This is a genomic window from Paenibacillus konkukensis, assembly GCF_023523925.1.
Lineage (GTDB): Bacteria > Bacillota > Bacilli > Paenibacillales > NBRC-103111 > Paenibacillus_S > Paenibacillus_S doosanensis.
Map to the genome: position 1 here is coordinate 4111110 of NZ_CP027059.1, position 25063 is coordinate 4136172.

Annotated in this window: 17 protein-coding genes, 9 tRNA genes and 2 rRNA genes; 6 read left to right on the forward strand and 22 right to left on the reverse strand. The window is 53.5% G+C overall.

The features are described from left to right. Window positions 1-4: 4 nt before the first annotated feature. The 5 genes from SK3146_RS17640 to SK3146_RS17660 form a co-directional block, all read right to left on the reverse strand. Entirely contained in the window at window positions 5-532 is a 528-nt protein-coding gene (locus SK3146_RS17640) for an acyltransferase (protein ID WP_249860078.1), read from the reverse strand. Beyond that, window positions 516-1181, reverse strand: a complete 666-nt coding sequence (gene ppaX / locus SK3146_RS17645; protein WP_249860079.1) for a pyrophosphatase PpaX — start codon at window positions 1179-1181, stop codon at window positions 516-518. Before ppaX ends, SK3146_RS17640 begins: the two co-directional genes overlap by 17 nt. 30 nt (window positions 1182-1211) lie before the next feature. After that, window positions 1212-2285 carry a prolipoprotein diacylglyceryl transferase gene (lgt, locus tag SK3146_RS17650; RefSeq protein WP_249860080.1) on the reverse strand — a complete coding sequence of 358 codons (1074 nt, stop codon included), beginning with the start codon at window positions 2283-2285 and terminating at the stop codon, window positions 1212-1214. Window positions 2286-2321: 36 nt separating this feature from the next. Beyond that, a complete protein-coding gene (hprK, locus tag SK3146_RS17655) occupies window positions 2322-3263 on the reverse strand; it encodes an HPr(Ser) kinase/phosphatase (RefSeq protein WP_249860081.1) in 942 nt (313 codons plus the stop codon). Between the two features lie 108 nt (window positions 3264-3371). Further along, complete coding sequence (locus tag SK3146_RS17660) at window positions 3372-4262, reverse strand: LysR family transcriptional regulator (protein WP_249866342.1); 891 nt, start codon at window positions 4260-4262, stop codon at window positions 3372-3374. A gap of 228 nt (window positions 4263-4490) precedes the next feature. Here SK3146_RS17660 and SK3146_RS17665 point away from each other — a divergent pair, with 228 nt between their 5' ends. Further along, entirely contained in the window at window positions 4491-5534 is a 1044-nt protein-coding gene (locus SK3146_RS17665; protein WP_249860082.1) for a YeiH family protein, read from the forward strand. A gap of 158 nt (window positions 5535-5692) precedes the next feature. On the opposite strand, the gene SK3146_RS17670 is transcribed toward SK3146_RS17665, so the two are convergent. After that, a complete protein-coding gene (locus SK3146_RS17670) occupies window positions 5693-6817 on the reverse strand; it encodes an ABC transporter ATP-binding protein (protein ID WP_249860083.1) in 1125 nt (374 codons plus the stop codon). A 92-nt stretch (window positions 6818-6909) separates the two neighbouring features. Next, window positions 6910-8025: a PucR family transcriptional regulator gene (locus SK3146_RS17675; RefSeq protein ID WP_249860084.1), complete on the reverse strand. Its 1116-nt coding sequence runs from the start codon at window positions 8023-8025 to the stop codon at window positions 6910-6912. A 247-nt stretch (window positions 8026-8272) separates the two neighbouring features. On the opposite strand from SK3146_RS17675, the gene larA reads away from it, so the two are divergent. The 5 genes from larA (at window position 8273) to SK3146_RS17700 (ending at window position 12509) form a co-directional block, all read left to right on the forward strand. Then, a complete protein-coding gene (gene larA / locus SK3146_RS17680; protein ID WP_249860085.1) occupies window positions 8273-9487 on the forward strand; it encodes a nickel-dependent lactate racemase family protein in 1215 nt (404 codons plus the stop codon). 31 nt (window positions 9488-9518) lie between these two features. Further along, window positions 9519-9821 carry a hypothetical protein gene (locus tag SK3146_RS17685; RefSeq protein WP_349655150.1) on the forward strand — a complete coding sequence of 101 codons (303 nt, stop codon included), beginning with the start codon at window positions 9519-9521 and terminating at the stop codon, window positions 9819-9821. A gap of 96 nt (window positions 9822-9917) precedes the next feature. Continuing rightward, window positions 9918-10517 (forward strand): gluconate 2-dehydrogenase subunit 3 family protein, encoded by a 600-nt coding sequence (locus SK3146_RS17690; protein ID WP_249860086.1) that lies wholly within the window; start codon window positions 9918-9920, stop codon window positions 10515-10517. Beyond that, complete coding sequence (locus SK3146_RS17695) at window positions 10507-12078, forward strand: GMC family oxidoreductase (RefSeq protein WP_249860087.1); 1572 nt, start codon at window positions 10507-10509, stop codon at window positions 12076-12078. Before SK3146_RS17690 ends, SK3146_RS17695 begins: the two co-directional genes overlap by 11 nt. Window positions 12079-12200: 122 nt before the next feature. After that, window positions 12201-12509 carry an MTH1187 family thiamine-binding protein gene (locus tag SK3146_RS17700; RefSeq protein ID WP_249860088.1) on the forward strand — a complete coding sequence of 103 codons (309 nt, stop codon included), beginning with the start codon at window positions 12201-12203 and terminating at the stop codon, window positions 12507-12509. A gap of 107 nt (window positions 12510-12616) precedes the next feature. Here the strand turns inward: SK3146_RS17700 and SK3146_RS17705 are convergent. From SK3146_RS17705 to SK3146_RS17775, 15 genes are all read right to left on the reverse strand, one after another. Then, window positions 12617-12689 (reverse strand) — tRNA-Lys (locus SK3146_RS17705). A gap of 8 nt (window positions 12690-12697) precedes the next feature. After that, window positions 12698-12783: transfer RNA gene (locus tag SK3146_RS17710), tRNA-Tyr, on the reverse strand. A gap of 40 nt (window positions 12784-12823) precedes the next feature. After that, window positions 12824-12899 (reverse strand) — tRNA-Phe (locus tag SK3146_RS17715). A gap of 83 nt (window positions 12900-12982) precedes the next feature. Continuing rightward, window positions 12983-13059: transfer RNA gene (locus tag SK3146_RS17720), tRNA-Asp, on the reverse strand. 14 nt (window positions 13060-13073) lie between these two features. Further along, window positions 13074-13149, reverse strand: a tRNA-Thr gene (locus SK3146_RS17725). A gap of 15 nt (window positions 13150-13164) precedes the next feature. Next, window positions 13165-13240, reverse strand: a tRNA-Val gene (locus SK3146_RS17730). 18 nt (window positions 13241-13258) lie between these two features. Continuing rightward, window positions 13259-13335: transfer RNA gene (locus SK3146_RS17735), tRNA-Met, on the reverse strand. A 19-nt stretch (window positions 13336-13354) separates the two neighbouring features. After that, window positions 13355-13442 (reverse strand) — tRNA-Ser (locus SK3146_RS17740). 146 nt (window positions 13443-13588) lie between these two features. Next, window positions 13589-16513 (reverse strand): 23S ribosomal RNA (locus SK3146_RS17745). Window positions 16514-16589: 76 nt separating this feature from the next. After that, window positions 16590-16665 (reverse strand) — tRNA-Ala (locus tag SK3146_RS17750). Window positions 16666-16754: 89 nt separating this feature from the next. After that, window positions 16755-18298, reverse strand: a 16S ribosomal RNA gene (locus SK3146_RS17755). Together the 16S and 23S rRNA genes with 9 tRNA genes alongside form the textbook arrangement of a ribosomal RNA operon. 294 nt (window positions 18299-18592) lie before the next feature. After that, complete coding sequence (locus tag SK3146_RS17760; protein WP_249860089.1) at window positions 18593-19600, reverse strand: DUF1835 domain-containing protein; 1008 nt, start codon at window positions 19598-19600, stop codon at window positions 18593-18595. A gap of 231 nt (window positions 19601-19831) precedes the next feature. Continuing rightward, on the reverse strand, window positions 19832-21847 hold the full coding sequence (gene ligA / locus SK3146_RS17765; protein WP_249860090.1) for an NAD-dependent DNA ligase LigA: 2016 nt from the start codon (window positions 21845-21847) through the stop codon (window positions 19832-19834). A gap of 56 nt (window positions 21848-21903) precedes the next feature. Beyond that, entirely contained in the window at window positions 21904-24258 is a 2355-nt protein-coding gene (gene pcrA / locus SK3146_RS17770; RefSeq protein ID WP_249866343.1) for a DNA helicase PcrA, read from the reverse strand. A gap of 18 nt (window positions 24259-24276) precedes the next feature. Continuing rightward, entirely contained in the window at window positions 24277-24990 is a 714-nt protein-coding gene (locus SK3146_RS17775; protein ID WP_249860091.1) for a heptaprenylglyceryl phosphate synthase, read from the reverse strand. Window positions 24991-25063: the final 73 nt, after the last annotated feature.

The following is a 25063-nucleotide window of genomic DNA, read 5'->3' on the forward strand; positions in this document are numbered from 1 at the left end:
CTAATTACCCGCGTTCCAGTGCTTCCTCGGCCTCGTCAACCGGAATCCTTACGTCCGCGCGGATGACCCGCAGCGGATTGCCCGCCACGAAGCTGTAGGGCGCGACATCCTTATGGACGACCGAGCCCGCTCCGATAACGGCATGATCCCCTATCGTCACGCCCGGCAATACGGTCGTATTGGCGCCTATCATCACGTTCGAGCCGATGCGCACCGCTCCGATCCGGTATTCCTTAATCAAATATTCATGCGTCAATATCGTCGAATTGTATCCGATGATGCAGTTGTCGCCGACTTCGATTTTTTCCGGGAAAAAGACATCGACCATAACCATTAACGCAAAGGAGGCATGCTCCCCTACCTTCATCCCGAGCACATGACGGTAAATCCAGCGCTTAAAAGACAAAAAGGGTGCATACCGCGTCAGTTGAATAAATGCAAAATTGCGAACCGCCTTCCAGAAGCTGACCGTGCGGTACATTTGCCACAATGAATTCGGTCCTTCGACCGGAAATCTATCGGTTCGTCTCAATCGAATTCCCCTCGGCTCCTGCGATAGGGAGCAGCTCCCTGATATCGTCGATAATATATGTCGGACGATAGTTGCGTAAGTATTCGACGCCTTTCATCGACCAAGCTACGCCCGCCGACGGAATCCCCGCGTTATGGGCCGCCTCGATATCGTAATGGCTGTCTCCTACCATCAGCGCGCCCGCAGGATCGGAACCGAGCGCCCTGAGCGCTTTACGGATGCCTTCCGGATCGGGCTTGGGACGTTCCACATCGTCCACCGTCACAATCGCGCTGAAATAATCGTACATTCCGGTAAGCTTAAGGCCCATTTCCGTCGTCACCCCGACTTTGCTGGTGACAACTCCCAGCTTGATGCCCGCTTTGTGAAGCACGCCCAACGTTTCCTTGACATGCGGAAACTCCTTAACGAGCCGGTCGTGGTTCTCGATATTGTATTTGCGGTATTTTTGCACCAGATCGTCGACCGCGTCTCTGCCGGAGAAAAAGCGCATTTGTTCTACCAGCGGTCTGCCCATGTTCGGGATAATATGATCGCGGGTTACCGGCTCCTTCGTCACCCCTTCGAACGTATGGAGAAACGACTGGATAATCAGCTCGTTCGTATCGACAATCGTTCCATCCAAATCAAACAAAATCGTATGAATCATCGCTCTAGCTCCTTTTTCTCATGCTGAAAGTTATTGCAGACTGCCCGGCTCGCCGATTTTGCCCGACTTATCCTTGTCTCCCTCCTGCTCCTGCTCCGAAGGCGGCGATCCTTCCGCCGTTTTCTCCGCAGCCGGTGCAGCCGGCTCCGCTTGGACCGCCTCTTCGCGTCCGGAACGGCTCTCGCCCGCACTGCCGCCTACAGGCTCGATTGCATCGGCATACTTGACGGAGGCGGCGCCCGTTTTTCTCCGGACCGCCATCAGAATAAAGGCGGCGATGACGATGAGAACCGCCAGCAGCTGCGATATTCTTACATTGCCTCCGTAGGTCATAAAGCCCGATTCGAAGCCCATCCATCTCATAGGGGACCACAGCCCGTTCATCAAGGAGGCCAGCCACTGCGGACCGGTAAAGTCCAAGCTGTCGGTTCTTAGCCCCTCGACAAAGAAGCGGCCGATCGAATACCAGATGAAATAGCTCATGAACAGTTCGCCCGCTCTCAAGAACGGTCTGCGGCGCAGCCAGAACAGCAATAAGAGACCTACTACGTTCCACAAAGATTCATATAAGAACGTCGGATGGTAGTACTGTCCGTCGATATACATCTGGTTTACGATAAAGTCCGGCAAATGCAGCGAGCTGCGCAGAAACGATTCGCTAACCGGTCCGCCGTGCGCTTCCTGGTTCATGAAATTGCCCCAGCGCCCGATCGCTTGTCCGACGATGAGTCCCGGCGCGCATATATCCGCGATTCTCCAGAACGAATAGCCTTTGCGCCGAACATAGATCAAAGCTGCGATAATCGCGCCGATCAACGCTCCGTAAATGGCGATGCCGCCATGCCATACTTTAATAATTTCGGACAAATTGTCTTTATAATCTTCCCATTTGAACGCAACATAATAGATTCGCGCTCCGACAATGGCCGAAGGAACCCCAAGCAAAACCAAATCCATGAAAAAATCGGGGTTCATGCCGAATCGTTTTCCTTCCCGGATCGCCAGCATCAAACCTACCAACGCCGCCGTTCCGAGGATAATGCCGTACCAATGCACCTGCAGGGGCCCAATGGCAAATGCGATTGGGTTAATAGCCAGAAACATGTTGCTCCTCCTTTGAATGGAGTGCCGGGCACTCTATTATTCCATATCGTCCATTTCTTCGGACAACGATTCGGTCAGCTTGTTCGTAAACTGCAGCGCGGCATTGTAGCCCATCCGCTTCAGCCTGAAATTCATCGCCGCCACCTCGATAATAACCGCAAGGTTTCGTCCGGGACGGACGGGAATCGTGACCAGCGGCACCGCGGTATCGATAATTTGCGTCGTTTCCTCATCGAGCCCCAGCCGGTCGTACTGCTTGTCCTGCTGCCAGGTTTCCAGGCGGATGACTACCGATATTTTCTTCACATTGCGCACGGCTCCCGCACCGAACAAGGTCATCACGTTGATGATGCCGACGCCGCGGATTTCCAGCAGGTGACGGATCAATTCCGGCGCGTTCCCGTTCAATATATGGTCGGCCGTCTGACGAATCTCGACCGCGTCGTCGGCGATCAGGCGATGGCCCCGCTTGACGAGCTCCAGCGCCGTTTCGCTCTTCCCGATGCCGCTGCTGCCGGTAATCAGCATCCCGATGCCGTAGACGTCGACCAGAACGCCGTGAATCGTAGTAGACGGAGCCAGCTTGTTTTCCAGAAAACCTGTGATGCGGCTAGCCAGGATGGTCGTTGACGTTTTAGTACGCAGCACCGGTATGTTGTAATCGTTGGCCGCGGCCAGCAGCTCGATCGGAACATCCAATCCCCGGCTGATCAAGATGCAAGGCGTATCTTCAGGCGCGCACAATCGTTTCATCCGGTCCATCCGCTCTTCCGACGAGAGACCGTCGAAGAAGGTCAGCTCGGTTTTCCCGAGAATCTGCACCCGCTCCGTAGGATGGAATTCGTAATAGCCTGCCATTGCGAGTCCGGGGCGGTATAAATCCGCTACCGTAATAGGCCGCTTGAGACCGGCGTCGCCGCAAATCACTTCCAGGTGGAACTCTTGAACCAAGTCAGATACTTTCACTTTTCTAGCCATCTCTGCTCCGTCTCCTTCGTTTTCCCAATAAACCCATCGTATAAAAAATAACCGGATAAATCAACCAACCATTAGGATTTGTCCCGGGGATTTGCCTAATTTGTGCAGCTACAGACGAAATTGCCTCACCTTTTGAATAAACATTTTGACCGCCATCGTCTCCGAGGCCGTTTTCCGGTCCTGAAGCATAATAAAGCTCCGCTTGTTTTTGGTCCCCTTGACCTGAATCCCGCACAACTCTCCCGCTTCAAGCTCTTTGCGCACAACCAGCTTCGACAGCATGGCAACACCGAGACCTGCGGCGGCGGCCTCTTTCACTCCTTGATTGCTGTTAAACACATAGGAGCGTTTGACTGTTACGCCGATTTCCGCAATAAAATGGTCGCTGAAGGCTCTGGTGCCCGATCCGCTTTCGCGGAATACCCAGACCAGATCCTGCAGAACCTCCGGCTCCACCGTCTTGCGTGAGCACAGCGAATGCCCCGGATGGGCTACCAGCACCATTTCATCCTCCATAAAAGGGGGCGGCACCTGGATTTCCGCATAATCCACTTTTCCCTCCACCAAACCGATATCGAGCTCGTTGGCCCTTACGGCCTGAACGATCTCTTCCGTATTGGCTATAGTGACTTCTATATCGATCTGCGGATATTGGGAGGCGAATTCTGACAGCAGATGAGGCAGAATATATTCGCCGATCGTAAAGCTTGCGCCGACTTTGATCGCGCCGGTCACTTCGTCCCGCAGTAAATGGATTTCCTCCCTGGCCGTATCGTAGAGCGCCAGCATTTGTTTTGCATGTTTATATAAAATAGCGCCCGCTTCCGTCATCTTCACATGCTTGGGCGAGCGGTGAATGAGTTTAACGCCGAATTCATTTTCCAAGTTGCGAATGTGCAAACTGACCCCTGGCTGAGACAGATTAAGCAGCTCGGCCGCTCGGGAAAAGTTGCTTTGCTCCACTACCGTTACAAAAATTTTCATCGTATCGACCATCATTTTGGACATCCTCCATACTTCCATCCCTTGTAACCCATTGTATCCGTTTACCCGCGGTTGAACAATCCCGCCGGGCGGCGGCTCCAATCATAACAAATCCCAATAGTACGAATAGCATATCGGTATTTCCCTTTTTTTATGGAGCATCTTATAGTAAGAGGCGTAAAGAGCATGCATGTTTCTTTGATTCGATATATCCAAACTGCACGACAAGGAGCGGATGCAAGCATGAGTCAATCACAAGCTATATCTCTGCCCAATAAAAGCAAGCAAAACTTAGGCTTCGCGCTCGGAATCGGTCTCACCCTGCTCATTTCTTTAGCGGCCAAATTTTTATCCGGCTTCCCGTTTCTCAGCATTATGGGACAGCTCGTCATCGCTATATTGATCGGAATCGTATGGCGCGCCGCCCTAGGCGTGCCTAGCCAGGTGATCGCGGGAACCAATTTCTCCAGCAAAAAGCTGCTTCGCCTGGGCATTATTTTGCTCGGCATGCGGCTGAATCTGATGGACATCGTCCATGCGGGCCCCAAAGTGTTCCTCATAGCGGCGCTCGTTATCGCCTTTACGCTGTCCGTCGTCTACGGCCTGGCGCGGCTGTTCAAAGTCGAAAAAAGGCTGAGCATCCTGACCGCCTGTGGCACGGCGATTTGCGGGGCTGCCGCCGTTGTGGCCATAGCGCCGCAGATTAAGGCCAAGGACGACGAGACCGCTATCGGCGCCGCCATGGTAGCTATATTAGGAACCTTATTTACGCTGCTGTATACGTTCCTGTACCCTGTCATGGGCTTATCCGCTTTGGGCTACGGCATTTTCTCGGGGGCGACCCTCCATGAAATCGCTCATGTGATTGCGGCGGCCGCTCCCGGCGGCAACGACGCCGTAGACATGGCCGTAATCGTCAAGCTGACCAGAGTCGCGCTGCTGGTTCCTGTCGCCATCCTGATCGGGATTTGGGCGAACCGTTCGGAACGGAAGGAACAAGGAGGAGGCAAAGCTTCCTGGAAATCGATACCGATTCCCTGGTTTATCTTCGGCTTCCTTATCGTTAGCGGAATCAATTCGTTCGGCATCATCCCCGCGGCGGCAGCAAGCAATATCGTCATTATCGCCTATCTGCTTATTGCTATGGCTATGGCCGGTCTCGGTTTGAATGTCGATTTGGTTACGTTCCGCAAGCTCGGCATGAAGTCGTTCGCCGCGGGACTCATCGGATCGGTTTTATTGTCCGGACTCGGCCTTATGCTCATTCACTTGCTTCATCTTACCTAGTCAGGAATACAAAATAGCCCCACTAAGTGGGGCCTTGATTTTGAATATACTTCAGTACTTTGCGGGGAGCCCCCGGATATCCACAGGAAATTGCTGCGCATCATTTCCTAAACAACCAAAAAAGGCCAGTCGAGACGACTGGCCTTCATTATTTGCAATTAGCTGTTAATAAGAATCGACAATGTCGTTTGTTGATCGAAGAAGTGAACTTTATTCATGTCGATCGCCAATTTTACGTTCGTACCTTCTTTGAAGCCTGCGCGTCCGTCTACGCGAGCGACTATGCTGTTTTTGCCGATGCCGTTCAGGTACAAGAACATTTCGTGACCCAAGTTCTCGGCAACCTCAACGTGAGAATTCACGATGGAGTTAGGCGATGCTTCCAAGAATACAGGCTCTTCGTGGAAATCCTCAGGACGAACGCCCATAACGATTTCTTTGCCTACATAGCCTTTTTCGCGAAGAATTTTAGCTTTGCCTTCAGGCACTTCCACGTTCACTCCGCTTGTTTTGAAGTACAAGCCGCCGCCTTGCTCAGCCAAGGAGCCGGTAACGAAGTTCATGGACGGGGAGCCGATGAAGCCCGCAACGAACATGTTCGTAGGGAAGTTGTAGATCTCTTCCGGCGTAGCCGCTTGTTGAATAATCCCTTTATCCATAACGACGATACGGTCGCCCATCGTCATCGCTTCTGTTTGGTCATGCGTTACGTAGATGATTGTCGTTTCAAGACGTTTGTGCAGTTTGCTGATTTCGGCGCGCATTTGTACGCGCAATTTGGCGTCCAAGTTGGACAAAGGTTCGTCCATCAAGAATACTTGAGGTTCGCGGACGATCGCGCGGCCCAAGGCAACGCGCTGACGCTGACCACCGGAAAGTGCTTTTGGCTTACGATCCAGCAAATGCTCGATGTCGAGAATTTTCGCAGCTTCGCGTACGCGAGCGTCGATGTCGGCTTTTTTGAACTTACGAAGCTTCAAACCGAAAGCCATGTTTTGATACACGTTCATGTGCGGATACAAAGCGTAAGATTGGAAAACCATCGCGATGTCGCGGTCTTTAGGTGCAACGTCGTTTACCAAACGGTCGCCAATGTAAAGTTCGCCTTCAGTGATTTCTTCCAAACCTGCAATCATACGAAGAGTTGTGGACTTACCGCAACCGGATGCGCCGACAAGAACCAAAAACTCTTTATCTTTGATTTCAAGATGAAAATCTTTCACCGTCGCTTCTTCAGCACCTGCGTATCTTTTAACGATGTGGTTTAAACGTACACCTGCCATGGTTTTATTCCCCCTACGGATTTAGTATCAAGTTATACTGTTATCTTACCGTAGGAACGGTTTTGTGACTATGCACAATCTTCACAAAAAAATCACTTTCTTTTCGTTACTTTGTACAATAGTAATGCAATCTTCACAAGCACCGCGTCATTGAAGGTCCGAACATCCAATCCCGTCTCCTGCTTGAACTTGTCAAGCCGGTACAACAGCGTATTGCGGTGGATGTACAGTTTCTTGGCCGTTTCGCTGACGTTGCAGTCCAATTGGAAAAACTGCTCCAGCGTCGTCATCGTCTCCGCATCCAGCGCCGAATCCAGCCTCTTCAGCACGCGTTCGAGAAAACCCGCTTTCTCCGCTTCGGGAATCAGATGAATCAGCTTCTCCAGCTGCAGCATCCACGGAAGATGCATATTACTTCCCATATGATAGGTTCTTCCCAGCATCATCGTTTCCCTCAGCTGAAGCACGGTCGCATATAACGATTTGGCGGGAGTCATCGGATAATGGATCGCCAGATGGCATTCCCCGACCCACTCGTTCTCCAGCATTTCGTGAAGTCCGTAGCCGACGGCGGCCAGCGTATCCTCCAGCGTGTCCTCCTCGCCGTACTCGCGTTCATCCGTCGTATCCATGGACAGCATTTTCTCGGAACCCAGGATGAGCCACTCCTTGTCCATTAACGGAATTAAGATCATCTCCGCGTCAAAGAACGATTCCAGCAGCTTCTTTAATTCCTGGTAGCTGACTCTCCTGGATTGCGAATAATCCCCGTACAGCAAAATCGGGATTTTCGTCGAATAGAGCGACAGCTGCGCTACCAGCGCATCCGGCATTTCCGCATTGGTTAGCCCGAGATCCTGCTGCTGCTTGAACCAATCCCTTACCATACCGGCCTTTCGTTCTTCCTCGCTGGCGGCCGGCACCGCTTTCTTATCCTGGGCGCGTCTAGTATCCAGCATCATCTCTACGAGCTTGCGCTCCGCCTGATTCAATCTGGCGGCATCGATAGACAGAACAAGCGCATCCTGCTGCTCCTTGTGAACGAGAAACACGATCTGCCCCTCGTACTGCAAGCTTTTGGGCGGCGCGCCCTTGCCCTTGGCCTCCGTATCGGCTTCACGCAGCCACTGCTCAAAGGTCCACCTCGATAGTCTTACGGGTCCTTCAAAAATCTGTTCCAGCTGTTGTCTGAGCGGTTCCCAGTCCATACCCGAACTCCCAACGTAAGTGTATTTATCTATCTTATTTTATCATAGCAAAAAAAACCACCGCATAAAACCAAGAAAATCCCTCTGCCCTGCTCCTGCGGAAGCTTCATGCGGTTTCCCCTTGCAAAGTCGTCTAACGAGGATATTTTCAAGGCTAATGGAAATAATTGAACTGTTCGCATCCTAATGCGAAGGAGGCCAAAGCATTTATTCCCTGCCTTATGGTAAAACTAAGATTCCCTTTACTTTGCCGGACGTTCAAAGAGCGGACCGGGTTATGTACCGGGCGGACGAAGAATCGGCGGACGATTCGCTTTCCCGGCAGCGCGTGCTTAATGCCCTGCGCAGCCCGATAGACACCCCTGCATTGTCCGTGCTGGCCCAAGGCAAGCGAAGCGCGGCCGTTATGATCAGCGACGGAACCAGGCTGTGTCCGAGCCATTTGCTGCTGCCCCTGCTGCTGGACGAGCTGAATCGCGGCGGCATTCCCGATACGTCCATCGACATCGTCATCGCCTTGGGGATGCATCGCAAGCACACCCGCGAGGAGATGAAGCGGCTTGTCGGCGACGACGTATTCTCGCGCATCCGCGTCCATAATCATTCCGCCGATGCGGAGGATTGCATTCACCTGGGAACGACAACGGCCGGCACTCCCGTCGAAATTAACCGTACGGTAGCCAAGGCCGATTTACGTGTGGTAACCGGCAATATCGAGCCTCATGCGCTCGTTGGCGTTGCCGGGGGCGTCAAAGCGCTCATTCCGGGCGTAGCGTCCCAGCGGTGCATCGAGCATAATCACAGCCTGTCGCTGCGCCACCAAGCCGTTCCCGGTCAGCCGGACAATCCGATTCATCGCGATTTGGAAGAAGCGCTTCAGTTCATTTCCGCAGACTTCCTGCTCAATGTCGTCGTCGATCATAACCGTCAGGTTTTGGAGGCGGTCGCCGGCCATGCCGTTGCCGCTCACCGCACAGGAGTGGGCCTTGCTTCAGCGCGCTTTCTCGTTCCGGTATCCCAAACGTATGACGTCACCATCGTTTCTCCCGGAGGATACCCTAAGGATACGCAGCTGTATCAATCCATTAAAGCGCTGCGCAACGCCTCCTCTATGACCAAAGCCGGAGGCACCATCATCATGGCCGCTGAGTGTCCGGAAATATTCGGCAACGGCATGTTCCAATACTGGACCGAAACAATGGACCGGGAACGAGCCGTAGCCAAGCTGAAGCAGTCGTTTCAACTGGGAGCGCATAAACTGCTGCATCTGGACGATATTTTATCCAAGCACCGCGTCTATTTGCATTCCTCCATCCCGTCGGCTGTAATTGAACTCCTCGGCATCCTACCGGCGGAACAGCTGCAGAAGTGTGTAAACGAGGTCGTGCATAGCCGTGCTCAACATGTCGCCATCATGCCCTTCGGTTCCATGACCTTTCCGCAGCTGCCGTCTGTGCAGTAATTCCGTCCTATAAACGAATGGAGGATATCCTATGCATTGGGTGAACTGGTCCCTCGACCGTGTGCTCATCTTATTCGTCGCCGTTGCGTTTGTCGCCATCGGAGCTCAGGTGAGTCTCTCACATTACAGGCAAAATTTCCATCATAAATCCATGTGGGCACCCGTCATCGCATCTCCCTTATTCAGCTTGACCGGAATTGTTCTTGTCTTCGTCAGGCCCGAATGGCTGATGCTGTTGTTCGCCGCCTTAATGTGGCTCGGAGTGGTCATAGGCTCCGCCGGATTTTATTATCATTTTCACGGTGTCGGCGTAAGAGTCGGGGATGGACCATGAGAAACTTCCTTACGGGACCTCCGGTCGTTCTTCCCGTGCTGTTTATCGCTATTTGTGCGTTAGGCTTACTAGCTGTGTATTGGAGGTAGCCGTCAGATGAACAAAGAAAGCCACTACCCGACCTACGATGTTATGGCCGCACAACATGAATGGGACCCGAATACCCGCAAACTCGTCAACGACCGCCTTCATACCGGCGGGGATTATCGCTTTCTGAAAGTAACCGAAGCGGAGATGCTGCGTGCCTGGTGCTCCCTGCTGATGGATGACGATCGGGGAGAGATCATCCAATATGTCATCGAGCATATCGACCAAAGCTTGTCCCAAGGCACGGAGAGCGAACGAAAACCTGGTATTCCTCCTTCCCCAGCACTCATTCGGATCGGTCTGGACGCGCTGGACGAATCGTGCCAGCTTCTGTACACCGATCGCTTTTTCCATCTTGCTTACGACAGGCAGCGGCAAATCATGGAGTCGATCAGCACCGGGGACGGCACGCCGCACGAACTATGGAAGCAAGTTCCGCAAGAAGCTTTTTTCCTTCGATTGCTTATGTTGGCCGCCGAAGCGTATTACTCTCATCCCCGTGTATGGTCGGAAATCGGCTATGGCGGACCGGCCTATCCGAGAGGCTATGTGCGCATGCATCCCGGACAGCTTGACCCATGGGAGGCGAAGCCGAAATATGAAGCGTAAATACGAAGGGGAAGTCGTAGACGTCGTCATCGTAGGGGCAGGGGCTGCAGGCGGCGTGCTGGCCAAGGAGCTGAGCGAAGCCGGTATGAGCGTCGTCATGCTCGATGCGGGCCCGTTCCTCAATCCGCAAAAAGATTTTGCGAGCGACGAGCTGTCGATGCAAAAGCTGGGCTGGCAGGATACCCGGATCGTAACCGGCGAAGATCCTCTGCAGATGGGGCATAATAACTCGGGAAAAAACGTGGGCGGAGGCACCGTTCATTTTACCGGCGTCTTTCTGCGCTTTCACGACAGCGATTTTCTCGCCAAAACCCGTGACGGCGTAGCCGACGATTGGCCGATAGGTTATGAAGATCTGGCTCCTTATTACGATAAAATCGAGAAAGAAATCGCTGTGGCCGGACCTAGGCATTTTCCGTGGGGCAATTTTCATGGTCCGTATCCTTATCCTGAGAGAGATCGGCTTAGTCCGAACGCTTTCGTGTTTCAAAAAGGCTGCGAGCAGCTCGGCATCCGCACGGCCGTCACTCCTTTGGCTATCTTATCGGCTCCGTTCGAGGATCGGCCTCCTTGCATCAATCGCGGGTTTTGTAATCAAGGCTGCATGCCCAACGCCAAATTCAGCACGTTAATCGTACATATCCCTAAGGCGATGCAGGCGGGGGCGGAAGTTCTGGCCGACTGTATGGTCACACAAATCATCATGAACCGCGACGGAAGAGCCGAGGGCGTTATGTTCACTCATGAAGGAAAGTCATATGAGCAGCGCGCACGCCTGGTTATCCTGTCCGCCTTTGTCGTCGAAACTCCGCGGCTTCTGCTTCATTCGGCCAACGCTCAGTTTCCGGACGGGCTGGCCAACAGCAGCGGCTGGGTAGGCAAAGGGATTATGACCCACAGCAGCCATGACGTCTATGCCAAATTTAACGAAGAAATTCGCCTTTATAAAGGCACGCCTGTGCTCGCCAGCACCCAGGACTTCTATGAAACCTCCGCCGAACGGGATTTTGTCCGGGGTTACACGCTGCATGCCCATGGCGCCCGTCCTGTCGGCTTCGCCAAAGGAGTGGCCCGTTCTTCCCCCGTTCCTGTATGGGGAGCTCGATTGCGCGAAACGATGTGGGACTATAATTATTACGGACGCATCACAATGGTCGGTGAAGTTCTGCCGAATCCGGATAACCGGGTTACTTTAAGCGATGAAAAAGACAAACACGGCATACCCCGAGCTACGGTCGCCTTCAGCTACGGAGATAACGACCGCCGGTTGATCGACCATGCCGTAGGCACCATGAACTCCATTCTGGAGGCGGCCGGCGGCAAACCGGAGATTATCGTACCCGACACGGCGCATCTGATGGGCGGCTGTCGAATGGGCGATGACCCTACCGCATCCGTCGTTAACTCTTACGGTCAAACCCATGATATTCCCAACTTATTCATTTGCGATGCCAGCATCTTCGTCACCTCCGGCGGCGGTAACCCGACGAATACCGTCATGGCGCTTGCCGCACGTACCGCAGACTATATTATAGCCAAGGGCGCACGCCTCGAGCTGTAGTTTATCGCCTCTCCCCCGCAACCGCGGCAAGAGGCTTCTTTTCATTGATGAAACAGGGCATAAACCGTACAATAGAACAATAGAAGGGCAAGAATTGATGATAACAAGGAGGATTTGCGGCAATGGCTATCGTAGAATTCACTATTATTCCTATCGGGACGGCGACAACAAGTCTTAGCCAATACGTCGCCGATATCCAGAAGGTACTGGAGCAGGCGGAAGAGCCCGTCCATTATGAAATGACCGCCATGAGCACGATGATCGAAGGCGAACTGGACGATCTGATGACCATCATTCGCCGTCTTCATGAGGTGCCTTTCCAGCATGGGGCTCAGCGTGTATCCACATCCATCAAAATCGATGACCGCCGAGATCAGCAGGCATCCATCCAGCAAAAGCTTCGATCCGTTCAAGACAAAATGAATCTATGAGCCTAAGCTTGGAGCTAAATGGCAGGGCAGATCTTCAGGATCTGCTCATTTTTTCGTCAAGCAACAAAAAAAGAGACCCGGGAAGGTCCCTCTACAGTCGTTAAAAGTGAGTCATGTAGGATTCGAACCTACGACACCCTGATTAAAAGTCAGGTGCTCTACCAACTGAGCTAATGACTCAAGATACATGGTGGAGGCTGATGGATTCGAACCACCGAACTCGTCAGAGAACAGATTTACAGTCTGCTGCGTTTGGCCACTTCGCTAAGCCTCCATATTTGCGGCTATTCGCTTCTATTGAAGCAATAAGCCAATGGTGGCTCGGGACGGAATCGAACCGCCGACACGAGGATTTTCAGTCCTCTGCTCTACCGACTGAGCTACCGAGCCGTATGTAATTAGATTGTCCAAATGAACTGCAGTTTATGACAGACAATTCGCTGCCTCGCATATGCATTTTTGGGCAAAAAAAATGGCGGAGCCGACGGGATTCGAACCCGCGGTCTCCTGCGTGACAGGCAGGCATGTTAGGCCTCTACACCACGGCTCCGCGATAGACAAACATGGTGCCGTCGAGAGGACTTGAACCCCCAACCTACTGATTACAAGTCAGTTGCTCTACCAATTGAGCTACAACGGCATATTGAATTGTATATGGTGGAGGCTGAGGGGATCGAACCCCCGACCCTCTGCTTGTAAGGCAGATGCTCTCCCAGCTGAGCTAAGCCTCCATATTATTATAGAAGGAATGGTAGCGGCAGAGGGGATCGAACCCCCGACCTTACGGGTATGAACCGTACGCTCTAGCCAGCTGAGCTACGCCGCCACATTAATGAAAGGTACTACGGAGAGAGAGGGATTCGAACCCTCGCACCACTTACGCAGTCTAACCCCTTAGCAGAGGGTCCCCTTGAGCCACTTGGGTATCTCTCCAAGCTATAATGGTTGTTCCTTGAAAACTAGATACGAAACTCGTGCGCGTTGTTGAGCAATGATTATTTGTTCTTCCCGGTTTGTTTCCGGGCCCCGAGAAAGTATTTGGAATCAGCTTCGAAGCTTCTCTTCACTTTCTTGGGAATTTGGTTAAGCCCTCGACCGATTAGTATTCGTCAGCTCCACACGTTGCCGCGCTTCCACCCCGAACCTATCTACCTCGTCGTCTTCAAGGGGTCTTACTTACTGGGAAATCTCATCTTGAGGGGGGCTTCACGCTTAGATGCTTTCAGCGCTTATCCCGTCCGTACGTAGCTATCCAGCCATGCTCCTGGCGGAACAACTGGTACACCAGCGGTACGTCCATCCCGGTCCTCTCGTACTAAGGACAGCTCCTCTCAAATTTCCTACGCCCACGACAGATAGGGACCGAACTGTCTCACGACGTTCTGAACCCAGCTCGCGTACCGCTTTAATGGGCGAACAGCCCAACCCTTGGGACCTACTTCAGCCCCAGGATGCGATGAGCCGACATCGAGGTGCCAAACCTCCCCGTCGATGTGGACTCTTGGGGGAGATAAGCCTGTTATCCCCAGGGTAGCTTTTATCCGTTGAGCGATGGCCCTTCCATTCGGTACCACCGGATCACTAAGCCCGACTTTCGTCCCTGCTCGACCTGTTTGTCTCGCAGTCAAGCTCCCTTCTGCCTTTGCACTCTTCGAATGATTTCCAACCATTCTGAGGGAACCTTGGGGCGCCTCCGTTACACTTTAGGAGGCGACCGCCCCAGTCAAACTGCCCACCTGACACTGTCCCCATACCGGATCTACGGTACCAGGTTAGAACTCCGATACGATCAGGGTGGTATCCCAACGTCGCCTCCACACAAGCTGGCGCTCATGCTTCTCAGGCTCCCACCTATCCTGTACAGATCGTACCAAAGTCCAATATCAAGCTGCAGTAAAGCTCCATGGGGTCTTTCCGTCTTGTCGCGGGTAACCTGCATCTTCACAGGTATTAAAATTTCACCGGATCTCTCGTTGAGACAGCGCCCAAGTCGTTACGCCATTCGTGCGGGTCAGAATTTACCTGACAAGGAATTTCGCTACCTTAGGACCGTTATAGTTACGGCCGCCGTTTACTGGGGCTTCGGTTCATAGCTTCGGGATTGCTCCCTAACCACTCCCCTTAACCTTCCAGCACCGGGCAGGCGTCAGCCCGTATACTTCGCCTTGCGGCTTCGCACAGACCTGTGTTTTTGCTAAACAGTCGCTTGGGCCTTTTCACTGCGGCCCCCTCGGGCTATTCACCCTACCGAGGCACCCCTTCTCCCGAAGTTACGGGGTCATTTTGCCGAGTTCCTTAACGAGAGTTCTTCCGCGCGCCTTAGCATGCTCTGCTCGCCTACCTGTGTCGGTTTGCGGTACGGGCACCTTCTCCCTGGCTAGAGGCTTTTCTTGGCAGCCTGAACTCATGACCTTCGCTACTGTTATTTTCGCTCCCCATCACAGACCAGCCTGTGCGATGTGCGGATTTGCCTACACATCAGCCTCTCTGCTTGGACGGGCATCCATCAGCCCGCGTCACTATCCTTCTGCGTCACCCCATTGCTCATAACGGTTCACGGTGGTACAGGAATTTCAACCTGTTGTCCTTCGACTACGCCTTTCGGCCTCGCCTTAGGTCCCGACTTACCCTGAGCGGACGAGCCTTCCTCAGGAACCCTTAGGCTTTCGGCGGATCAGATTCTCACTGATCTTTTCGTTACTCATACCGGCATTCTCACTTGTATGCTGTCCAGCGCTCCTTACGGTACACCTTCTACCTACATACAACGCTCCCCTACCAGAGTAGATAAAATCTACAATCCATAGCTTCGGTGGTGTGTTTAGCCCCGTTACATTTTCGGCGCAGAGTCACTCGACCAGTGAGCTATTACGCACTCTTTCAATGGTGGCTGCTTCTAAGCCAACATCCTGGTTGTCTGCGCAACTCCACATCCTTTCCCACTTAACACACACTGGGGGACCTTAGCTGATGGTCTGGGCTGTTTCCCTCTTGACAATGGATCTTAGCACTCACTGTCTGACTCCCGGGATAAAGTATGTGGCATTCAGAGTTTGACTGGACTTGGTAACCCTTGGCGGGCCCCGCACCCAATCAGTGCTTTACCTCCACTACTCATCTCCCGAGGCTAGCCCTAAAGCTATTTCGGGGAGAACCAGCTATCTCCGAGTTCGATTGGAATTTCTCCGCTACCCCCACCTCATCCCCGAATTTTTCAACATTCGTGGGTTCGGGCCTCCAGTGCGTGTTACCGCACCTTCACCCTGGACAGGGGTAGATCACACGGTTTCGGGTCTACGCCCACGTACTTCGTCGCCCTATTCAGACTCGCTTTCGCTGCGGCTTCGGCTCTTCACCTTAACCTTGCACGGGAACGTAACTCGCCGGTTCATTCTACAAAAGGCACGCCATCACCCATTAACGGGCTCTGACTTCTTGTAAGCACACGGTTTCAGGTTCTATTTCACTCCGCTCCCGCGGTTCTTTTCACCTTTCCCTCACGGTACTGCTTCACTATCGGTCGCTAGGGAGTATTTAGCCTTGGCAGATGGTCCTGCCTGCTTCCCACGAGGTTTCACGTGTCTCGCGGTACTCGGGATCCGTCTAAGGTGTTCGCAGAATTTCAATTACAGGGCTTTTACCTTCTATGGCCGGCCTTTCCAGACCGCTTCGTCTACCCTGCTGCACCTATGTTGACGTCCCACAACCCCAGAGAGCAAGCCCTCTGGTTTGGGCTGTTCCGCTTTCGCTCGCCGCTACTGACGGAATCACTTTTGTTTTCTTCTCCTGAGGGTACTTAGATGTTTCAGTTCCCCTCGTATGCCTCTGCACACCCTATGTATTCAGATGTGAGTAACTGAGAATTACCTCAGCTGGGTTCCCCCATTCGGATATCCCCGGATCAAAGCCTGCTTACGGCTCCCCGAGGCGATTTCGTCGTTCGCCACGTCCTTCTTCGGCTCCTAGCGCCTAGGCATCCTCCGTGTGCTCTTATTAGCTTAACCATGCTAATACACGTTGTATTGCTCTACGCATTTCGTTTCGTTATCTAGTTTTCAAGGAACAATCGTATTGCATTATTGGTGGAGCCAAGCGGGATCGAACCGCTGACCTCCTGCTTGCAAGGCAGGCGCTCTCCCAGCTGAGCTATGGCCCCATATTGATGGAAAACTCCATCAAAACTGAACAAATGAATGTTGAACGCTTAATATGTCCGATGACCTACAGTCATCATGGACTCCATAGAAAGGAGGTGATCCAGCCGCACCTTCCGATACGGCTACCTTGTTACGACTTCACCCCAATCATCTACCCCACCTTCGGCGGCTGGCCCCCTTGCGGGTTACCCCACCGACTTCGGGTGTTGTAAACTCTCGTGGTGTGACGGGCGGTGTGTACAAGACCCGGGAACGTATTCACCGCGGCATGCTGATCCGCGATTACTAGCAATTCCGACTTCATGCAGGCGAGTTGCAGCCTGCAATCCGAACTGAGACCGGCTTCTAAAGATTCGCTCCAGATCGCTCCTTCGCTTCCCGTTGTACCGGCCATTGTAGTACGTGTGTAGCCCAGGTCATAAGGGGCATGATGATTTGACGTCATCCCCGCCTTCCTCCGGTTTGTCACCGGCAGTCACTCTAGAGTGCCCATCCGAAATGCTGGCAACTAAAGTCAAGGGTTGCGCTCGTTGCGGGACTTAACCCAACATCTCACGACACGAGCTGACGACAACCATGCACCACCTGTCTCCAATGCTCCGAAGAGGGCACCTATCTCTAGGTGTTTCATCGGGATGTCAAGACCTGGTAAGGTTCTTCGCGTTGCTTCGAATTAAACCACATACTCCACTGCTTGTGCGGGTCCCCGTCAATTCCTTTGAGTTTCACTCTTGCGAGCGTACTCCCCAGGCGGAGTGCTTACTGTGTTGACTTCGGCACCAAGGGTATCGAAACCCCTAACACCTAGCACTCATCGTTTACGGCGTGGACTACCAGGGTATCTAATCCTGTTTGCTCCCCACGCTTTCGCGCCTCAGCGTCAGTTACGGTCCAGAAAGTCGCCTTCGCCACTGGTGTTCCTCCACATCTCTACGCATTTCACCGCTACACGTGGAATTCCACTTTCCTCTCCCGCACTCAAGTCACCCAGTTTTCAGTGCGATCCGGGGTTGAGCCCCGGGCTTAAACACCAAACTTAAATGACCGCCTGCGCGCGCTTTACGCCCAATAATTCCGGACAACGCTTGCCCCCTACGTATTACCGCGGCTGCTGGCACGTAGTTAGCCGGGGCTTTCTTCTCAGGTACCGTCACCCTTAGAGCAGTTACTCTCTAAGGCGTTCTTCCCTGGCAACAGAGCTTTACGATCCGAAAACCTTCATCACTCACGCGGCGTTGCTCCGTCAGACTTGCGTCCATTGCGGAAGATTCCCTACTGCTGCCTCCCGTAGGAGTCTGGGCCGTGTCTCAGTCCCAGTGTGGCCGATCACCCTCTCAGGTCGGCTACGCATCGTCGCCTTGGTAGGCCGTTACCCTACCAACTAGCTAATGCGCCGCAGGCCCATCCGTAAGCCACAGGTTACCCCGTGTTTCATGATCCCCTCATGCGAGAAGACCAGCTATCCGGTCTTAGCTATCGTTTCCGATAGTTATCCCGATCTTACAGGCAGGTTGCCTACGTGTTACTCACCCGTCCGCCGCTAACTGTTCCCGAAGGAACAGTCCGCTCGACTTGCATGTATTAGGCACGCCGCCAGCGTTCGTCCTGAGCCAGGATCAAACTCTCCATTAAAGTACGACCGATGCCGAAGCACCTTTCGTTATAACAGAGCTTGTCTTAAGCTCAAAATTGCAATTGTATTGCTGCTAGCGTTCAACATCATTTGTTCAGTTTTCAAAGAGCTTTCGTTGCATTAATTTGTCATTTGTTTCACCGTGACAAGATCTTATCTTATCACATCGGACAACCTTTTGCAACTTCTTTTTTATTTTCTTTTTGTTGCTGTCGTCTCTTGTCGATCTTGCGACCGTCAGCGGCGACAAAAAGTAATGTACCACAAACCGGGCAGTGAATGCAACTATTATTTTAAACTTTTTTTCGGATCAGAGACTGACTCTCCGTGTCCCAGCGCCACACCCGATGTTTCCCCTGCAGATGCACCCCGCCGAGCCACCGGTCGATACCATTGCTAAGCACTGCATCCTTCTCGGATGCCATCACTTCGACCCCAAAATCCGTCATCGTCAGACACCATGCCTCAAACTTTATAGGGCCATTCTGATCATAACGGGGAAGCGCCGGTCCATCGATCCGTATCATTGGAGATGGTCCTTGGTTAAGCGAGCGTAAATACCCCCAGTACTGCAAGTCGCCCATCCCATAATCAAGCGTCTGTTCCGAGATTTGGCGAAAAAGCGAATCAATACGCGTCGCACCTCCATGCACAGCCTCCAGCGTGAGCTGCTCGACCCTATTTAGGCCGTTCGATACAGATGGAAACCGCTCAAGATGATGCTCCATTGCTCTGGATACGAACGGCAGGGCGGATGTATCCTCATGCAGCAGCTCTACAACCGCGCGGGGATCATCAGACGCATAAGCAAGCCATGCCCGCGAGCCAAGCTCAAGCTGTTCGTCCGTAATAGGTTGCCATGTGCCGGCCAAGCTGCGTGCCTGGTCCGAAGACAGCTGTCCAAGCCCTTTAAAAGGATGCACTCCCGGAAACGAATCTATGCACAATAAAAAAAGACGCGTCTTTCCTGCCCACATCTCGCGATATTGCCGCAGTCGCATCAGCAAATAAATCAGCATCGACTGATCGAACAGATCGTATTCAAACCATAGTATTACTTTGTCGTGCTGGGCGATTAGCCTTAGCGCCTCTTCCTGGGAATCGGTATAGGACCGGAACAGCGCTTCCGGCACTCCCCGTTCCGCAAAATAACGAAGACGCGCTTCCAATGCGGCCTCATTCGTCAAGTCTGCCGATATCGGTCCTTCATACAACGACTCCCGCCAAACAAGAATCTCACCTTCCATGCCGCTCGCCTGCAAGATCGAACCGAATCCGTCCCCATTAACAATATGAAGCATCCGATTTACGCCTCCTCGTTCTTTTATAAAAGCCGAATATTCGCCAAATAATGTTTATGCCACATGCAAAGCAGGCGTTAGCATAACTAAGACCTTTCATCGACTAAGCAATATTAACCAGTGACATCGCCTAGAGCGCCATTTCGAAGATACGTGTTAAACAACCGTCGCTTTAAACTGCGCCTTTCAGAGCAAAGAAGGCAAGCAGCAGCTTGCCTTCTTCCCTTATCTTTATCCGTTCAGCAGCTGAAGCAGCTCCTGTTCGTCGTCAATGATGCGAATGCCTAGCTGCTGCGCCTTGGTCAGCTTGCTGCCGGCGCTTTCTCCCGCAACGACAATATCCGTCTTTTTGGAGACGCTGCCGGTGATTTTGGCGCCCAATGCTTCCAGCTTTTTAGCGGCTTCATCGCGGCTCATGGAAGAGAGCGTTCCGGTCAGTACGATTGTTTTGCCAAAAAATGGATTTTCTGCATTCATAATGACCGGCGCTTCTTCGCTGACCGGATTCACTCCGGCTTGAAGCAGCCGTTCGATGCTGCGCTGCATGACCGGATCGCGGAAAAAGCTCACGATGCTGTCGGCCACGATGTCGCCGATATCCTGTAATAGGACCAGCTCTTCGGCCGTCGCCTCCATCAGCTTATCCAGACTGCGGTAATGATCGGCCAGCACCTTGGTCGTCGTTTTGCCCGTATTCGGAATGCCGAGCGCGAACAGGAAGGACGCGAGGTCGCACTGCTTGCTTTTTTCGAAGGCGGCCAGCAGGTTGTTCGCTTTCTTCTCGCCGAAGCGCTCCAGCTTGATCAGATCGTCGAAGGTCAAACCGTACAGATCGGCCGGATCGCGCACGCCCAGCTCCTGATACAGCTGCTCCGCAGTCATGATGCTGAACGTCTCGATATCCATCGCGTCCCTCGAGGCGAAATGAGTAATACGGCCGATCAGCTGCGGACGGCATTCCAGCCGGTTCAGACAGAACAGGTGAGCGCCCTTCAGCTCAAGCGGCGAGCCGCAGGAAGGGCACTGCTCGGGAAAGACGATCTCTTCGCCATCCTGTTCCTCCGTCACTTTTCCCAATATTTCGGGGATGACGTCGTTGGAGCGGCGAATGTACACTTGGCTGCCGAGCGCATGCTTTAAGTTTTTCCGCTCGATGTCGCCGATATTGTTCAGCGTACAGTTCTGCACCGTCACACCGGCGATATCGACCGGTTCGACCTTGGCGACAGGAGTGATCTTGCCGGTGCGGCCGACCTCCCATGAAACCGACTGCAGCGTTGTGATCGCTTCCTCCGCTTCGAACTTGAATGCGACGGCCCAGCGCGGAAATTTATCCGTATACCCGAGCGCCTCGCGGGTGCGCATATCGCTGACTTTGACTACCAGCCCATCGATCAGAAAATCGAATGTGTTGCGCATGGATACGACGGCGTCCAGTTCCTGAGCAACTTCCTCGATAGAATCGAAGTAGCGCACGAACGGGCTGATACGGAACCGGTTCTCGCGCAAAAACTCGACCATCTCCCGATGATCGGCAAACGTTAAACCGTCGGTATAGCCTATGTTATAGAAATATGCGTTTAATTTCCGTTCTGCGGTCACTTTCGGGTTCAGGTTGCGCAGAGCGCCCGCCGCGGCATTCCGGGCGTTCTTAAGCGGCTCCGCGGCCGTCTGATTGTAAGCCTCCAGCACGGACAGGTTCATGATCCCTTCGCCCTGAACCTCAATCACTCCGTCCGTATACGGGATCGTCAGGGGAACCGACTTGATCGTCTTGACCTGAGCGAGGATACCTTCGCCGACAACGCCGTTGCCACGGGTAGCAGCCTGAACGAGCCGCCCGTGCTCATAGGTCAAATTCAAAGTCAGCCCGTCGAATTTCAACTCCACGACAAAAGACAGCGGAGGGAGCGGATTCTCCGGGTTGCGGGTGTTATAATCGTTCACCAGCTTGGCGGCGCGCGTGTGCCAGGCCGTTAAGTCCTCATGGTTTTGCGCTTTATCAAGGCTCCACAGCCTTGCTCTGTGCTTATGCTCGTCAAAGCCCTTGAGCAGTTGGTCGCCGACCCGGCCTGTAGGGGAATCGGGCAGCACGATGCCGGTCTCCCGCTCCATAGCTACGAGCTTGTCGTACAGCTTGTCGTAATCCGCATCGGCGATGCCGGGCTGATCGAGCGTATAGTACAAGTAGTTGTGATGATTGATTTCTTCGATGAGGGCTTTCATGGCCTGCAGAGCATCCGTCATATAAAGAAAACCGTCCTCTCCAAAAATAGAAATCGTAAGTCGGCAGGCTAATCGGTTTAGCCTTCCTTGGTAATCGGAGCGAATTTGGCCAGCAATCGCTTGACGCCGACCGGCGCCGGGAAGGCGATCTGCAGCTCCGTATCGTCGCCGGAGCCTTTGATCGCTACGACGACGCCGGTGCCCCACTTGCCGTGGGCGACTTTATCGCCCATCTTGTAATCGCCCACCGGCTTCGCCGCTCCGGCGGCGGCAGAGGCCGCCGGAGCAGGACGCGCGGCTCCGGCAGCGGCGGCTCCCGCTCCGCCCGCCGTCGGGCGGAATCCCGCGGCGCGGCCGGCTTGCGACGAGCTCATGAAGCCGCCGCTCGAGGAGCCGAAGCTGCCGCTTGAGCCATAGCGCCCTTCGCGGCTGCCCCAGGAGCCGCCGGAGCGGCCGCCGATCGTGCCGCCAGGGGAGGCCACCTCGAGCAGCTCCTCCGGAATCTCCGTCAAGAACCGCGACGGAGCGTTCATATTCGTGCGCCCGAACAGCGTGCGCATTCTGGCGCATGTGAGGAACAGCTCCTGTTCCGCGCGCGTAATGCCGACATAGGCGAGGCGGCGCTCCTCTTCGAGCTCCTCGTTGTCGTTGGAAGCGCGGCTGTGCGGGAATACGCCCTCTTCCATACCGATGATGAAGACGACGGGAAACTCCAGCCCTTTGGCGCTGTGCATCGTCATCAGCACGACGGAATCGTTCGCATCCGCGGCCGCTTCGGCAGCGTCATTCATCGAATCGATGTCGGCGATCAGCGCCAGATCGGTCAGGAACGAAACGAGCGATTTGTCCTCGTTGCGCTTCTCGAAGTCCATCGTCACGGACAGGAATTCGTCGATGTTTTCCAGCCGCGCCGTCGATTCGATCGTTTTCTCGCGCTGCAGCTCAAGGCGGTAGCCGGTCAGCTCAAGCAATTTTTCCGTCAGCTCGGTCACCGACAAATATTCGACCATCCGGTTCAGGTTATCGATCATCTCTCGGAAATCGGACAAGGCATGCTTCGCCTTGGTACCGATCTCCAAACCGTCCACTCCCTCCAGCATAGCGAACAGCGATATGCCTCTTCTGCCGGCGGCATCCCCCAGCCGGTCCACCGTCGTGTCGCCGATGCCCCGCTTGGGTACATTGACGACGCGCGCAAAGCTGATATCGTCGTCCGGATTGGAAATCAGCCGCAAATAAGCGAGAATGTCCTTGATCTCTTTGCGGTCGTAGAACTTGATGCCGCCGACAATCTGGTAAGGAATGTCCGATTTGATCAAAATTTCCTCTATAACCCGGGACTGGGCGTTGGTGCGATACAAGATCGCGTGATCGCTGAAACGTTTGCCGCCTTTTACATTTTTATTAATTTCATTAGTAATAAAATACCCTTCTTCGTGTTCCGAATCCGCCTGATACAGACGAATTTTGCTGCCCTCGTCTTTGCTGGTCCACAAATTTTTCGCTTTGCGTCCCATATTGTTGGCAATGACCTTGTTGGCCGCGTTCAAAATATTCGAGGTCGAACGGTAATTTTGCTCCAGCAAAATCGTCGTCGCGTTAGGATAATCCTTCTCGAAATTGAGGATGTTGGTAATGTCGGCGCCGCGCCAGCGGTAAATCGACTGGTCGCTGTCCCCTACGACGCAAATGCGCTTGTGCTTGTCCGCCAGCATCAGGCAGAGCATGTACTGCGCACGGTTCGTATCCTGGTATTCGTCGACATGGATATATTGGAATTTATTTTGGTAGAAATCGAGCACTTCCGGCACTTCTTTAAACAGTTGAATCGTCGTCATAATCAAATCGTCGAAGTCGAGCGAGTTGTTCATCTTCAGCTTCTTCTGGTACAGCTTGAAGACGCGGGCGACAATACCGTCGAAATAATCGCCGATCAGGTTCTCCAGCATCTCCGGCGTCTTGAGCTCGTTCTTGGCCGTGCTGATGGCGGCTTGAACCGCTTTGGGCTCGAATTTCTTGGAGTCGATGTTCAGCTCCTTCATGCAGTTCTTGACCACGGACAACTGATCGCCCGAATCGAGAATCGTGAAGTTGGAGGAGAAACCGATACGGGAGATGTCTCTGCGCAAGATGCGCACGCACATCGAGTGGAACGTGGATACCCAGATGTCCTGACCGCCCGGGCCGACCAGCTTGCCGACGCGCTCCTGCATTTCGCGGGCCGCTTTGTTGGTGAAGGTGATGGCCAGAATGCTCCACGGCGCCGCCTTGCGCGTAGCGATCAAATAAGCGATCCGGTGCGTCAGCACGCGGGTCTTGCCGCTGCCCGCTCCGGCCATAATGAGCAAAGGCCCGTCGACGGTTTCGACGGCTTTCTTTTGCTGAGGGTTCAGCGTATCTATCGATGCAAATATATCGATGGTTTCATTCATTGTGTTCATCGTTCCTTTCTACTCGCGATTGCCGGCTTCTCTGGCTTCCCTTACCGCCTGCACGGTGGCAAGAGCAAGCTCCGGCTGTTCGTATATCGCATTGCCAACAATGACGGTATGCGCCGCTTGCGCCGCCCGGTACGCCTTGTCCGGGTTGTCGATGCCGCCGCCGTAAAACAGCCGCGCATCCTTCAATACCTCGCGGATTCGCGCAACCAGAGCCATATCGCCGAACGTGCCGCTGTATTCCATATAGAAAATGCCGCAGCGAAGCAGCCGGTCCGCCAGACGGGCGTAAGCTTCCGTATCTTTCGCATCCAGCCCGGTGTCTGCTTCGGTAATGCGCGCCGCCGTAGACTGTTCGTTCAACATGACGTACCCTTCCGTGACGACCTGATTCCAGTCCATAACGGCTCCGTATTCGCGCAGCGCCCGGTGATGCTGGCCTATAATCCATTCCGGATTGCGGGAGTTGAGCACCATCGGAATGAAAAAGAAATCAAATCCCGGCACAATCGCTTCCCGATCCGATACTTCCAGCGCGCAGGGTACCTCGTAACGGCGAATGCGGGACAGCAAATCGACCGTGTTATCGAACGTGACGCCTGAGGAGCCTCCTACAATAATCGCGTCCGTGCCCGAAAGACATACCTTGTCGAGAAGCTCGTCCGAGATATCCTTGTCCGGGTCCAGCTTGAAAATATGGTTCCATTGCCTAAAATCCCAATGCAACGTATTGCCTCCGTTCTCTGTTTGGCGGCTTCCAAACGTACTCTGTCTAACCCTCTCTACAGCTAGTCTATGC